A 14,357-nucleotide genomic window follows, 5' to 3' on the forward strand; every position below is an offset into this window, starting at 1 on the left:
CAACCCGTGCAAGGATCTCCCGGTGATCAGCAGCAACGCCACGGCCGGGGCCAGATCATCCTCATCGGCGCTATCGCACTCGCGTTCATCATCCTCGGTATCGTCGTCGTCTTCAACGGCGTTCTCTACACCGAAACCATCTCTTCGAGTTCAACCAGCCAGAGCGCTGCCGATGTCGAGGTGACCCAGTATGAACTCGAAAACGGTGTGGCTGGGATCGTGCATCGATCTAATCTCGATGATGATGACTATAGCATCAACGGCTATCCATCGCTCTTCCGGAACGTAACGGCGAGTGGGGGCGCTGTGATGACCGATATTGGTATCGAATCGAGCCCGGCCAGTGAGGCGACGGGTGCAACTGGAGATGTTGACGATCTCAACGGTGGGAACATCTCTGCCGACGATCACAACGCGCAGGTCGGCCACTTCGTCCTCGAGATCGAGGAGTTCAACGGCGATGGAATAGTTATCGACAACTCGACCGACTCGACGAGGATCGACAGCGGAACGGTCGGGTCGACTCCTGCACGAATCGATCTTGTCGCTGGCACGGTCAATGGAACCTCTCGATCGGACGTTCCGCAGGTGTTCGATCCCGACACGGAATACGACGACGTGACCGTCACCGTCGGCTCGAACGTCGATGGGACATACGAACTCGTCGCGAAAGGGGACAATAGCCTGGATACCAGGCTGAACACACACAACGGTGCGTGGGCAGTAACGGCCACGATAACCTACGAATCGAACACAGTCTCGTTCGAGCAAACAGACGATGTCTCGGTCTACGGAGGCGGCACATGAGTTTCGATTCCAGTTCCGCCACCCATTCCCTCGAACGGAGCGATACCGATCGGGGGATGTCGATCGCCGTCACGCACGTGTTGACGATCGGGATCACGACCATCTTGATCGCGCTCTTACTCACCAGTGCTGGCGGGTTGCTCGATACGGAGACGGATCGGTCTGCAGAGCACTCATTAGAGACGATCGGTGAGCGGATTGCCGGTGAAATTGAAAGCGTCGACCGGCTTGGCGACGATACCGTGACGATCAGAGCGTCCCACCCACGAACGGTCGCGAACTCCGGATACACCGTCGAGATAGCCGAAAACTGCGAGGCACCGCTTCTGGATGGCGAAACGGACTGTGTCAAACTCACGTCGAACGGGGCCGATACTGTCGTTTACGTTCCCGTTGTCGTCACCGAATTAGATATCGACGAGAGTTCAGCGCCGGGTGGAACGATCGAGATCAGCGCCGATGGGAACACCCTGACGATCGACGGTGGGAACCGATGAACGGGCACGATCCAAACCCGCCGCGTTCGTTCCACACCGACGAGCGCGCGATTTCCGAAGTCGTCGCGTTTATCCTCGTCTTCGGAATCATCCTCTCGTCCGTCGCGCTCCTCTCGGTGACCGGCTTCCAGGCGATGGAAGACTATCAGGAAAACGAACAGTTGCGAAACGCCGAGCGGGCGATGGACGCCCTCGCGGAGAACTTCAACGACGTCTTACAGTACAGTGGGATCGAAGAACGCGATAGTGAACTCTCGTTACGAGAGGGGACGGTGACGACCGGAAGCGGCGGAACCGAACTGAACGTCTCCGTCGATGGAACCCCGATCACAAACCGATACGGTAGCGAGTTCTACGATCCCGATACGGAGACCGTGACGCTCGGCGAGTTCAGATACGCGGCCGGCTCGGAGACGATCGCCTACGATGGCGGTGCCGTCGTTCGAGAGGGCGAGACCGGCAGTGCAGTCGTAAGACAGCCGCAGGTGATGTGTTCGCCTGAACGCGATCGAGCAGTAATCTCGCTGGTGGCGCTCAATGCGACCGAGCGGTCGATCCAGAGCAGTGATGGACTCCAGTTTACGATGACTCCCACTGATCGGACCGTCGAGATTATCGACGTTTCGGAGGATGTCTCGATCGACGTTGAGGAGTCATCAGCCGAACGCGCCTGGGAAGAGGGCGTTCTCGAGCGCAACGGCTGGAATAACGGCGTGTGTGACAGCGTCGATGAAGTGCTCGTGACGGTCGTTGAGGCGACGATCGAGTACTGATATGAGAGACTGTGCTATGCCCACGCTTCCGTCAGCATCGCTCGTAAGCCGGCCCGTGCCGTAAGGGACTCGACACGAGCAGCGTGCTCGTCGGCAGTGCCCGCCGTTTCGAGATACAGTCCGTTCGAGAGTTGCTGTGGCGACTCCATCGGAGACCCATCGGCGACGATTGGCTCATCGTTCAGGACCGTCCGCTCGCCATCCGGCGGCTGCCACGGCACGGCAACACCACTCAGTCCGCGTTCGAAGAGGTACTCCGCCGCCTGAACGAGCGCCTGGCGTGAACTCGAATGGCCGATTGCGCCGATCGAACCGCGGTCATTGAAAAACCGGACGACGTAGCTGCCGTCGCCGTCGGTAGTTTCGGTTTCCGTCTCGGTGCCGGATTCAGTTTCGATATCGACTGTTTCGGTCTCTGACTCCGTCGTCTCTGCCGGGCGATCGGTGCCACTATTAGTCGACGAGCCTTTCGCATCCGGTGTCGCTGTCCCTGTCCTCGTTCCTGGCGTCTCCTCGTCGGTTGTTGACGAGTCAGCCGTTGACGAGTCAGCCGTTGACGAGTCAGCCGTTGACGAGTCAGCCGTTGACGAGTCAGCCGTTGACGAGTCGGTAAACTGAAACGATATTTCGGCCGAGTCTTCGCTAGCTGTCGCTACATGGCTGTCATCGTCCGCAAACACCACGATGAGCTGTTCGACGAATCGATCCGTTAACGCCTCGAGTTCGTCAGCCCTGTCGCCTTCCGACCGCGTCGTCGAAACGAGTTCAGCGACGAGGGCGTCGACGACTGCCCGGCGCTCGAGGGCGAGTTGCCGGGCGACTGCGGAGCGAGCGCTGGGGTCGAGTTGCTGGGCGATGGTCGATCGGGTGAAGTGATCGACTGAGGTGGCGTGGTCGGCGAGCGAGGCGAGGTCACAGACGAGGTGGTCGACGCCGACGGAGACGGTGTCGGTGTCGGTGTCGGTACCGGTGCCAGTGGTTCCAGTACTGTCGGCAAGCCAGATGAACTCGTGGCCGTTCGTGTAGAGAGCGCGGTCGATACCGCTCCAGGTCATCGTTTCGAGGAGGGAGACGGCGCGGGATTGGTCGAGTGTGGCCGCGGCTGGTTCGACGGCGACGAGGAAGGCGGGGACGCCGTCGATTTCGAGGACATACTCGAGTGGCGTGCCGTCGATAGTCGTATCGGTCGTACACGAGTCTGCGTGGACGTTCCAGCCGAGCGTTTCGAGGAGGGGATCGACGAGCCAGACGCGTGTCGAGGGGCGGTCGGTTGGCGGCGAGGAGTCGATCACGGACTGTGATCGAGCGATGAACGACTGAAGCGCAGCGCCAGTCATGAATCTGTCTCGGGAGAGCGTACTCGGTGGAGGATCATGTAACGCTCGACTACTCTCAGGTGTGGAGGACGGATCTCACGCGCACTGTCACTCGGCTCTTACTCCGAGCCGCCCGTTGGCTCGACGACAGCGGTCTCGGCGTCGATTTCGGAGTCAGAATCGGTATCGCCGTCGGCATCGTTGGCATCGTCGGCGTCGTCGGTGGTGTCTGTCTCGCTGTCGGCTGCGGAATCTGTGTTCGTCGCCAGAGCCGCGTCACCAGCCGTATCGGTGTCACCCTCGTTGCCGGCCGATTGTGTCTGGGTCGGTTTCTGGCGAGTCTGTTGAGCATCGCCCCGCTGGTAGATTCGAAGGCGGGCATCACGGACCTCGAAGGCGGATTTGAGCGTCGGTGGAATCGTCTCTGCCTTCCCGATTACCAGATAGCCACCCGGCGTGAGCGATCGGGCGATCGTCTCCAACATCGGCCGTTTGTAGGCGTTGTCGATGTAAATAAACAGGTTTCGGCAGACGACGAGTTCGAATCCGGATTTGGGAGCGTCGTTGATCAAGTCGTGTCGTTCGAACGAGACGGAGCGGCGAATCGTCTCATCGACTCGGTAGGTGCGGTCGCGTTGCTGGATGTACTGATCGGAGGGTCCGTAGTCGTCGAGAAACGACAGTTGGTCACCCAGGTCGACGGTGCGTGGTTCCTCGTAGATGCCCGTCCGGGCCGTCTCCAGTGCGGGGACACTGATATCCGTTCCGAGAATCTCGACCCGCTCGGCATCGATCGCCGGATCGGCGTGTGCGAGCAGCGATAGCGAGTACGGTTCGCGGCCGTCTGCACAGGCGGCACTCCAGACTCGGATCGGCTCGTCGTCTCCCACGGCGCTGTAGTGGCGAAGGATCTTCCGGATTCCGTCCCAGACTTCGGGGTTCCTGAAAAAGCCGGTTACGTTGATGCTCAACGCCCCGAGCAGCGCCTCCCGTTCGTCCGGGTCGGAGCGCAATGTCTCGAGATACCCGAGATACGTGTCGCTGCGCGTTCGGCGCATCCGCGAAGCGACCCGTCGGTCGAGATAACTGTCGTTGTAGTGACTCGTCGCGAACGCGAGTTCGTCCTCGACGTAGCCGATCAGGGCAGCGAATTGCTCGGGATCACCACGAACGTCAGCGGGGTCGACGTCGGTACCACCGCTCATAGTTCCGTCACACCTTGATTGCCGTTCTCGTCAGAACTTTTCACGAGCAGGGTTCCCGTTTCGGGAGTGAACTCGACGGTTCGGCCGCGGTCGCCGCCGAGATCCGACGCGACGAGCGGGACGCCTAACTTCTCGAGTTCAGCTTTGGCGGCGTCGATGTTGCGCTTGCCGACGCCGTCACCGAAGCTATCGAACTCGAACATGTCGCTGCCGCCGGCGAGTTTCGCCTCGACGGTGGTGTAGCTTGCACCGCGTTCGACCATGCGTCGCAGAAGGGCCCGGATAGCGGTATCTGCGTACTTGCCGGGTTTGCGGTCGCTGTTTTCAGCCTCGTCGCCGTCGGGTAACATGGTGTGGGCGAGACCGCCAATCTCCGTTTCAGGGTCGTACAGTGCGATCGCCACGCACGACCCGAGCCCGTAGGATTTGAGTGTATCGTCGCCGTCGCTGACGGTCAGTTCGGAAATTCCGACCTGAACCGACGTCGGCGCGCCCGGTTCTGTGCCGTAGGTCTTCATGTGTCGGTATCGGTATCGGTATCGGTATTCGTGTCAGTACCAGCGCCGCCGGTAGTACCGGTACCGGTACCGGTAACGTTCTGGAATTCGGCCGTCGTCGGTTCCTCTTCGATCCGGTCCACGTCGAGATCGTTTAGCGCCCGTTCGAGGTCGGACTCGTCCGGAATCGCATAGACTTCACAGTCGAATTCGCGTCCGGCGGCCACGATAACAGTATCGAAGACGAACGCGAACTCCTGGTCCTCGCCGAGTTGGATCACGACTGGATCGACGGCCGCAGCCCCGATATCGTGGATGAACTCGGGCGTCGAGTGGTCGATCGTCGTATCGAGCACGTTCGCCCAACCGTCGAGAAACCCACTCGCCATAATGTTTCCCAGCTCCTGGATTGCGCTCTGGCCCATCTGGCCGAAGCCCTCCGTCCCCTCCGTGTCACCAGCCCCCGTCGGCACCATGGCGTCGACGATTTCGTTTGCGGATTCCTCGTCGAACAGGAATAAGAGGTAGCCACTTGGCACGCCGTCGAACTCGAATGCGACGCCGACGAGTCGCTCGTCGGGTACCTGTTCGGGAATCGTCTCCAGGGAAACGAAATTGAGCCGGCGAATCTCGACGCTCGTATCGATGCCGGTCAGCGTCGTCGCCGTCTTGGCAACCTCTTCGGCACCGCGTTCGGCCATCCGGTCGAAGCCGTCGAGCTTGTCGTACTCGATACCGCCGCTGGTCCGGAGCCGATCGAGCAACGCCGCCATCGACTCGCGTTCGGGAAACAGATAGTGGCTGAACCCGACCTGGGTCTCGACCGTCTCGATCTGACTCTGAAAGAGCAACGCGAGGTCGTCACCCGCAGGTGCCTTCTCGACCTCGTCGAAGAAGGTATCCGCCGAGCGCCCCTCGACGAACTCCGGCGTCGAGACATCGATAACGGTTTCGAGCACGTCGGCCCAGCCGTCGATGAACCCGTTGTTCATGATGTTTCCAACCTCCGTCGCAGCGCTGCGGGTCATCTCGTTGAACTCGTCGAGTTCACCGGCCTCGCCCGAGAGTTCGGACTCCGTGTCCGTGTCCGTAGCTGACTCCTCGAGGAGGCTCTCGACGATCCGCAGGGCGTTCTCGCGCTCGAAGACGATGACCGAGTAGCCCTCGATCGCCCCGGTGAGTTCGACCCGAACGCCGACTTTCGATGTCGAATCCTCGAAGTCGCGCCGGATCTCTCGGCCGCGCATGAAGTTGAGTTTCGTCACGCCAGCCCGCGTCTCGACATCAGTCATGTGTGTCAACCGCCCCGCTGCCAGGCCGGCCCCCTCTCGAGCCATTCGGTAGAACGTCCCGAGTGCGTTGACGTCGAGTTTCATGCGGTTTGCACGTCGATACCGTTGACCAGTTCGACGAACTCTTCTAGGTCCGGGAACGCGTAGATCTCGGCCTCGATCTGGTAGCTCGGAACCGTCAGATCCGAGTCGAAGAACAGGGCGAGGTCGTCGTTTCCGAGCCCGGCCGTCCGGGTGACGATTTCTTCGCCGGGAGCGTAGACGAGCTGCGGTGCCGCGGTATCGATCATCCGCCCCATCACGTCGGCCCAGCCGTCGATGAAGCCGCTCGCCATCATGTTCCCCATCTCCTCGACGGCGCTTCTGGCCATCTTTCCGGAGACATCGGACATATCATCGACGACATCGTTGAGCATGATCGCCGTGATCTTCTTCGCGCTCTCTTCCGGGAACAGGATGAGAATGTGTCCGTGTGGCGGGTTGAGAAGGCGAACGCGCACCCCGACTCGCTTGCCGGGTTCGAGTTGCGAATCGATGTCGTCGACATCGATAAAGTTCGTCTTCATCACCTCCATCTGGGCGTCCTCCCCGGTCAGTTTGGTCATGTTGTCGGCGACGCCGTTCGTCCCGACCTTTGCCATTTCGTTAATGAAACTCAGTTTCCGAATGTCGACCATCAGCGTCATGAATTCCTCCGTCGATATGCGTCAGTGTCTGCGTCTGCAACCGCAACCGGTTCTCCGTGTCTCGATTTCGATACGGTTCCGTTCATAGTGTCGTCACGTCTAGGATATTGACAATCTTCCCGCGGCCACGAACCGTTGCGCCGCTGAGTCCCGGCAGATTTGCCATGAACCCTTCGAACGGCTTGACAACGACTTCTTGCTGGCCGTAAACGGCGTCACAGCGAAGCGCGATCGGTCGCACATCCTCGCGGATCCGAACGACCATCCCGCGTGCCGGACTTCGCGGTCCCGGCCTGTTGTCTCGGCTGCCCGTCCCAGCCAGCCCGGACCGTGCTCCGGTCGTAGCTGTGTCAGGCGCGCTGCCTGCACTCGTCTCGGTGCTGGCACTGGTATCCGTCTCCGAGCTGGCTGCTGGCTCGTCGGTCACACCGAGCTCTTCGTCGAGTCGAATCACCGGTGTTCCCCGTTCCTGCGTACGCTCGTCGGTATCGTCATTGTCGGTAGCTGTCGAATCATCATCGTCATCACCGTCATCGGTACCAACATCGTCTCCTTCGGTCTCTACAGCCCTGGCCCCGGCCCCGACCCCGACCCCGACACCACGGTCCGTCTCACTACTTCCAGCACTATCCACCAAGACCGCCTCACCATCGACTTCCTCGACCAGTTCGACCGGAACGATATCCGAAACCGCCTTCGTCGGAATACCGAACTCTTCGCCGCCGCTTTCGACGAATAGCACGTCGTCGATTGCGATCGACACGGGAACCGACATCGTCACGGTCGTTCCCTCATCCGGTTCGGTCTCGATCGAAACTGATCCATCGAGATCCTCGATCGTCCGCTTGACGACGTCCATGCCGACACCGCGACCACTGACATCCGTGACCTCCTCGGTCGTCGAGAAGCCAGGATGGAAGACGAGATCTGCAACCGACTCCTCGTCCAGTGCAGCGGCGTCATCCGCAGAGAGGATCCCTTCTTCGACCGCTTCGGAGCGAAGCCGTTCGGGATCGAGACCACTGCCGTCGTCCGACACCGCGATCACGACTCGGTCCCGCAAGCGAGATGCCGAAACCTCGACAGTCCCCTCTTCCGGCTTGTCAGCGGCGTCTCGTTCTTCTGGGGATTCGATCCCGTGATCCACCGCGTTTCGGACGAGATGGATTAACGGGTCCCGTAGCTGGTCGAGAATGCTCCGGTCGAGTTCGACGTCCTCGCCGCTCATCTCGAAGGCGACGGTCTTGCCCTGATCGCGGGCGATGTCGCGCACAACGCGCGGCAGTCGGTTCGCGACCGTCCGTAGCGGAACGAGTCGAACGTCCATCACCGTCTCCTGAAGATCCGTCGTCAGGTCCTCGAGGTCGTCGAGTTCGTCGGTGATCGCACCGGCGTCGGCGACGGATTGGCCGAACTGGCCGGATTCGACCTCGTGGCGGAGTCTGACGCGACTCGTCACCAGCCCCTCGACGAGCGTGAGCAGTTCGTCGATCTGCTCGACGTCGACCCGGACGGACTGGATTTCGTCAGTCTCCTGGTCCGTATCCGGCCGCTCGACCGTTTCGGGAACGGAGATCTCGGGGATCTCGAGGTCCGGTTCATCGATGCGTGGCGAAGCCGTCGCGGAGGATTCTCCGCTGGATGCAGCGCCACCGCCCGAACTGTCTGTACTCGATTCGGGGGTCGTCTCGAAGCCGGAATCGGTCCCGACATCGGCGGCTGAATCGAAGTCGGATCCGAACGTTTGTGGCTCGCTCTCGAGTGACTCGTCGAAGTCCGCGAATGCGTCGTCGTCGAAGGTACCGAATCCGTCCAGGTCGTCCGTTGCGGAGTCACTCCCGAGTGCTGATTCGGCTGGCGTTTCTGTTTCCGAAGTCGACGATTCGCCGACTTCTGAATCGAGGCCGCTCGTGAACGCCTCGGAATCAGCGGCGTCCGCTCGATCGGTGTCGTCGAACGCAACGTCGTCGTCGGTGACTGCTGGATCGAAGGCCGTCTCGACTTCGTTGAACGCGCTGTCTCCACCGGCCTCCTCATCACTGCCGCTCTCGATGTCGGTGGTGTCGAAGTCAGCGTCGGCAGGTTTGAACTCGGGAGCCGTCGATCCCGACGGCGAATCGAACCCGGACGCCTCGGCGGCGGATTCCGACTCGTCCACGGCCGTGGCATCGCCGTTTTCGTCGTCGAAACCAGTTGTAGCGGTTGTCTCGGCTGTATCGTCTGTCTCGGTTGTATCCGCTGTCTCGGTCGCCGCTGTCTCAGCCTCCGACTCGATCCGCTCACCCTCCTCGCTTGCCACAGTCTCGTCGGTCGAGTCATCCGTCGGCGTCGAGTCGGACTCGAGTTCGCCGCCATGAGTGGCTTCACTGAACTCCCCAGTATCACCCTCAGCGTTCGGCTCGATACCAGCATCCGATCGCGTGGTACTCTCTGCTGTTTCGGTATCGACCGCGGACGCAGTGTCAGCGTCGACACTGGTGTCGTCAGTGGCGGGTGACGCCGTCTCATCTGGCCCGATTGTCTCGTTCGGTTCGTCCATCCCGTCCGCCTTGTCTGTCTCGTCGAACCACGCCGCAGTCTCACTACCGTCGGTCGACGAACCACTGAGCGGATCGGTGTCCGTCTCAGCCGCCGTCTCCGATTCCGTCGCTGGCTTCCGCGTCGTGGCCGCCGGAGACTCGGCATCCGACTCGAACTCGAACGCGGACGCTGTTTCGGGTGCGGTATCGTCCGTACCGGCCGTCTCTGCAGACGTTTCTGAATCGAACTCGAATTGATCGTCGTCAACCGACTCGGCCGCCACCTCGGGAGATTCGGTTGACTCGATCGATTCGGCCGACGTAGCGGATTCGACCGGTCCGTCCGCAGCGTCGGCCCCGAGGTCGGATTCGGTATCACGTTCGGACGCAGACTCGGATGCGGATGCGGATGCGGCTCCAGCTGCAGATGCGGACTCGGCCACCCCACCAGCATCAGTCTCGAGTTCCTGCGCATCGGCCGTCTCGTCTGCACCAGCGGACTCCGCACCGACAGCAGCATCGGACGCCAGCGTCTCATCGTCGTCATCGTCCGCAGGTACCGACGCGTCGTCAGCAATTACCAGATCATCGAGTTCAGCATCGGACACGGACTCGACTTCGTCCGTGTCTAAAGAGTCACCGGCGAGGAACGGCTCGTCCGCGTCGGCCGCATCACCGAGGAGTTCGTCCATGCTGACCTCGTCTTCCTGGTCGAACTCGTCGAACTCGAGTTCGGCGAGTTCCGCCTGGAGTTCGTCGAAGCCGACGGTGTCGACCTCGTCTTTGAGTTCCGCGAAGACGGCTTCTGCGTCGTCGACATCGTCGCTTTCGTCGCTTTCGTCGGGGGCTGCCGTCGCAGAGGCCTGTTCCGTTTCAGTCGCCGTAGTCGAGCCGTCGGAGGCATCGGAGGCGTCGGTTTCTGTGCTCCCGCCGGCTGATTCCGGGTCTGTGCCCGTATTTAGGCCCGCATCTGCCGTTGCAGATGGCTCCGACGGTGCCGGACTCCCGAGGTCGAGATCGTCGACATCCGCGTCGGCGTCTGCAAGCAAATCGTCGAACGCGCCCGCGTCGCCCATATCGTCGAAAACGTCGAGATCGCTGTCGTCGACCTCCTCGACTTTCTCGTCTAAGTCGTCGAACTCGGTGAACTCGTCGAGGAGGTCGTCGACTTCGAGTTCCTGTGCCTCGTCGGCGCTGAGTTGGCTGCCGGGTTCGGCGGTCGGTGTGTCGGCTGTCTCCTCTCTGTCGGCGATGAGATCGTCGAACTGCGTCGTTACGTCGACGAGTTCGAAGTCCGCGACTTCGCCGACGGGATCGAGTCCAGAGGCGATCGCACCCTTGTCGACCGCACTGCCGAAGACGGCGTCGAAAGTCGTACCGTAAGCGCCGTCCGCGATGGTCGGTCGATCGGGATCGGTCCCGATCAGATCGAACGCGTCGATCAGCGCTTCGACGACCAGAATGCCGTTATCAATCTCCTCGTGGTCGTCTTTTCCGCCATCATCAGCCACCTCGATTCGTGCGAGGTAGGCGTTGTGGTTGTCGTCTTCCGGGCGCTCGAACTGCGAGAGAACGCGCTCTATTTCGGCCGTCGAGGGCGAGGAAAGACCGTCCGTTTCCGCGGCCGGCTCGAGTTGCGCCCGGAGGGAGTCGATCGTCGCCGAGGGATCGGTTTCGATCTCTCCCTCGAGGGCGACCTCCTCGACCATCCGTTCGAGTTCGTCGACAGCGTCGAAGACGGCGTCCATCAGTTCCGGCGAGACCGTCAGCCGGTTCCGACGAACGGCGTCGAGAACGTCCTCGATTGCGTGTGCGAGGTTGCTCGCGGATTCGAGTCCTGCAGCACCGCAGTTGCCCTTGAGCGTGTGCGCGATCCGGAAGATATTGTCCATCGCTGCTTCGTCGTCCGGGTTGCGCTCTAAGGTCAGCAACGCGTTGTTCAGTTCGGTAATCCGGTCTTCGCTCTCGCGAACGAAATCGCTCCAGTAGTCAGTCATCGCTCTCACCCTCGTCGCCGTTGCCGGTGTCAGCGGCCGTAAACGCATTCAGGATCGTCGGCACGACTCCCGTATCGGGGACGACCGTGTCGACGCATCCCGTTTCGATCGCCTGACAGGGGATGCCAAAGACCGGGCTCGTCGCCTCGTTCTGGGCGATGGTGTAGCCACCAGCGCCCTGGATCGCTTCGATCCCGGCGGCTCCGTCGCTTCCCATTCCCGTTAGCACGACGCCACAGAGCGGTCCCGCGACCTGCTCGGCAGCGGTCTCCATCGTCACGTCGATCGCCGGCCGCAGTCCGTGGCGACGCTCGCCGTCGTCGAGTGCAACGCGAAGCGACTGCGTGCACGTTCGGCCCGCCGTCGTATCGGGATCGATCTCACGCTCGCTATCCGTTACCCGCAGATGGGAGCCGCCCGCGGCAACGACCGCCTCGCCGGGTCCGATCCGCGCACCGTCTGTCGCCTCGCGAACCGCGTACTCGCTGTGTGCGTCGAGTCGCGCCGCGAACCGGTCGGTGAACTCGGGCGGCATGTGCTGGACGACGACGACCGTCGCCTCGAGCGCGAGCGGCAACCGAGCGAACAGTCGTTCGACGATCTTCGGGCCGCCGGTCGAGGCACCGATAACGATAACCGGCGCATCGGTCTCGCTGAACTCGTCCGTGTCAGTCCGAGTGCGGTCAGCCGCCGGCGTTGCAGTCGACGGCGCTGACGGCGTTTCGGGGCCTGCCGGAGACGAGTTCACTGACGATGCTGTCGAGCCGATACTCGTACTCGCATCCGCTCCCGTCGTCCCCGCCGGCGTCGCGGATCGGGACGGTGCGTCGGCGACGTGCGTGGACGAGGAGCTGGCGACGCGCGTCGATGTCGCGTGTGCACTCGCCGCAGCACGGGCGAGTGCGAGCGAGGACACGTCGGCGGCCGCGAGTTCGTCGACCTTCGCGACGACAGCATCGGCGAGGTGGCCGATGTTTCGTGATCCCGAGCCGTCGGGTTTGTGCAGGAAGTCGATCGCCCCGCGTTCGAGGGCGTCGAGCGTCGCGTCGGTTCCCTCGCCGGTGTAGGCGCTGAGCATGAGAATCAGCGTCGGATTATCGGCCATGATCCGTTCTACGGCCTCGATACCGCCCATCTCGGGCATTTCGACGTCCATCGTCACGACGGCCGGGTCGAACGACACGACGATATCGACCGCTTCGACCCCGTTCGTCGCCGTTTCGACTTCGTAGCCGGCCTTGGTGAGCGCGTTGCCGATGACTGTTCGCATGAATCTCGAGTCGTCGACAACGAGTACTCGCGTCATGCCGCAATAACGTCTGTCAGCGCCTTCCTGACGCTTGGCTCCTCGAACGGTTTCGTGACGTAGCCGTCAGCGCCGGCCTTGACGGCGAGTTTCATCTTCTCTCGCTGCCCGACACTCGTACACATGATGACGCGAGCGTCGGGATCGATCTTCTTGATCGCCGCCGTCGCCTTGATCCCGTTACACTTGGGCATCACGATGTCCATCATCACGATGTCGGGATCGTGTTCTTTGTACAGCTTGACCGCTTCGGCACCGTTTGACGCCTCCCCGATGATGCGGTGATCCTGTTCCAGGATCTGTCGCAGTAAATTCCGCATAAAATGTGAGTCGTCTACGATGAGCACCCCTGTCGACATTCACTAGTACACCACAGTCCGGTAGCGATACAACTACCATAAATGCTGTCTCCCGATTATCAGACGTGATAAGTGTCGATAGCAATCCGACGCCGCTCTCGAGTCAGGACTCGAGTTCAGCCGACGAGGGCTCGATCGGGCCGGAGGCGAGCAGGAGTTTCTCGACGTCGATGACTGGCGTCACCTCGATGACCGTCCGCGGATCGTCCTCGGTGCGATCCGCGCTGGCCGGTGGTTCCAGTGCAGTGTCGACGTCGGCACCACTACTAGGTTCGTCACCCTCGGCGCTGAACTCGGCGGCCGATTCGATGACTGCTGCATTGCTCGTTCCGACGCTGCCCGCGTTGGCTGCCGTCGTTTCCGAACCCCGCGCTCGGTCGCCGCGTCGTCGTTCCGTTCGCTCGTTCGTGACGAGTTCGCTGACGAGCGGGTGTTCGAGCGCGTCACCGGAGAGGTCGCTGTCGTCGATGGTGGTCGAGTCGAAGACGTTGCTTTCAGGGACGGCATCGACGCCGTAGACCTGCTCGACGCGGATCGCAGCGGACTGGTCGTCCGAGCCGCGGTCGAAGACGAGAAGCTGTTCCCGCTCGGCGGCGGGCGTGGCTGCTTCGGCCGATGAACGCGGGGGCGCGTTTTGCTCTTCGATAGCATCGCCGGCCGCTTTCGAGGTCGGCGCGTCCGCTGTCTTCGGCGGGAAGTGCACGGTGGGATCGATTACGGCCGTGATCTCGCCCCGAAGGTCCGTGATGCCCGCGATCGCCTCGGGGGTACGCGGGACGCTTGTCAGGTCGTTCGGTCGGTCGGTCGTCGTCCGCACGTCGGCGACGGGAACGGCGAGCCGGTAGCCGCCGACCCCGAACCCGACGACCCGAACCCGGTCTTCTTCGTCCTCCTGATCGATCGTCGACTGCTGTGAACGGGCGTCTGCATCGTCGATATCGATTCCAAGCAGTTTCTCGGGCAGATCCGGGGCCATGTTCCTGTTCGTGTATTCCAGTCCAGTGGTAAAACGTTGACTCCTGTGGATGTCAGTCGTGTTGATAGTGGCGTGTAATCGACACGTCATCCCGACACCCGCTGTGACTCTCTCACCGTCGCCGGTT

At 61.7% G+C, this 14,357-nt stretch carries 11 protein-coding genes and 1 pseudogene; 3 read left to right on the plus strand and 9 right to left on the minus strand.

The genetic code is table 11. The annotated features are described in order from the left end of the window. Positions 1–6: 6 nt before the first annotated feature. The 3 genes from SM755_RS03720 to SM755_RS03730 are packed head-to-tail and all read left to right on the plus strand — an operon-like array spanning position 7 to position 2,077. Entirely contained in the window at positions 7–807 is an 801-nt protein-coding gene (locus SM755_RS03720) for a hypothetical protein (protein ID WP_006664105.1), read from the plus strand. Continuing rightward, positions 804–1,304: a hypothetical protein gene (locus SM755_RS03725; RefSeq protein WP_323171499.1), complete on the plus strand. Its 501-nt coding sequence runs from the start codon at positions 804–806 to the stop codon at positions 1,302–1,304. The genes SM755_RS03720 and SM755_RS03725 overlap by 4 nt, the downstream gene beginning before the upstream one ends. Beyond that, positions 1,301–2,077 (plus strand): hypothetical protein, encoded by a 777-nt coding sequence (locus SM755_RS03730; protein WP_323171500.1) that lies wholly within the window; start codon positions 1,301–1,303, stop codon positions 2,075–2,077. The genes SM755_RS03725 and SM755_RS03730 overlap by 4 nt, the downstream gene beginning before the upstream one ends. Positions 2,078–2,091: 14 nt before the next feature. Here the strand turns inward: SM755_RS03730 and SM755_RS03735 are convergent, their stop codons facing one another. The 9 genes and pseudogenes from SM755_RS03735 to SM755_RS03775 form a co-directional block, all read right to left on the minus strand. After that, positions 2,092–3,414 (minus strand): hypothetical protein, encoded by a 1,323-nt coding sequence (locus SM755_RS03735; RefSeq protein WP_323171501.1) that lies wholly within the window; start codon positions 3,412–3,414, stop codon positions 2,092–2,094. Between the two features lie 335 nt (positions 3,415–3,749). Further along, positions 3,750–4,598, minus strand: a pseudogene (locus SM755_RS03740) (protein-glutamate O-methyltransferase CheR); the annotation flags it as partial. After that, positions 4,595–5,116, minus strand: coding sequence for a chemotaxis protein CheD (locus SM755_RS03745; RefSeq protein ID WP_006664100.1), 522 nt, complete (start codon positions 5,114–5,116; stop codon positions 4,595–4,597). The gene SM755_RS03745 and the pseudogene SM755_RS03740, both read right to left, overlap by 4 nt. Next, the gene (locus SM755_RS03750; protein WP_323171502.1) at positions 5,113–6,471 is read right to left on the minus strand and encodes a chemotaxis protein CheC; all 1,359 of its coding nucleotides are present in this window, start codon (positions 6,469–6,471) and stop codon (positions 5,113–5,115) included. The genes SM755_RS03745 and SM755_RS03750 overlap by 4 nt, the downstream gene beginning before the upstream one ends. Beyond that, positions 6,468–7,073, minus strand: coding sequence for a chemotaxis protein CheC (locus SM755_RS03755; RefSeq protein ID WP_006109569.1), 606 nt, complete (start codon positions 7,071–7,073; stop codon positions 6,468–6,470). The genes SM755_RS03750 and SM755_RS03755 overlap by 4 nt, the downstream gene beginning before the upstream one ends. An 82-nt stretch (positions 7,074–7,155) precedes the next feature. Next, positions 7,156–11,589: an ATP-binding protein gene (locus SM755_RS03760; RefSeq protein ID WP_323171503.1), complete on the minus strand. Its 4,434-nt coding sequence runs from the start codon at positions 11,587–11,589 to the stop codon at positions 7,156–7,158. Next, positions 11,582–12,895, minus strand: coding sequence for a chemotaxis-specific protein-glutamate methyltransferase CheB (gene cheB, locus SM755_RS03765; protein WP_323171504.1), 1,314 nt, complete (start codon positions 12,893–12,895; stop codon positions 11,582–11,584). Before cheB ends, SM755_RS03760 begins: the two co-directional genes overlap by 8 nt. Further along, on the minus strand, positions 12,892–13,254 hold the full coding sequence (gene cheY, locus SM755_RS03770) for a chemotaxis protein CheY (RefSeq protein WP_004214542.1): 363 nt from the start codon (positions 13,252–13,254) through the stop codon (positions 12,892–12,894). The genes cheB and cheY overlap by 4 nt, the downstream gene beginning before the upstream one ends. A gap of 103 nt (positions 13,255–13,357) precedes the next feature. Further along, positions 13,358–14,230: a chemotaxis protein CheW gene (locus tag SM755_RS03775; protein ID WP_323171505.1), complete on the minus strand. Its 873-nt coding sequence runs from the start codon at positions 14,228–14,230 to the stop codon at positions 13,358–13,360. Between the last annotated feature and the right edge of the window lie 127 nt (positions 14,231–14,357).

It is taken from the genome of Natrialba sp. PRR66, from assembly GCF_034808065.1.
Lineage (GTDB): Archaea > Halobacteriota > Halobacteria > Halobacteriales > Natrialbaceae > Natrialba > Natrialba aegyptia.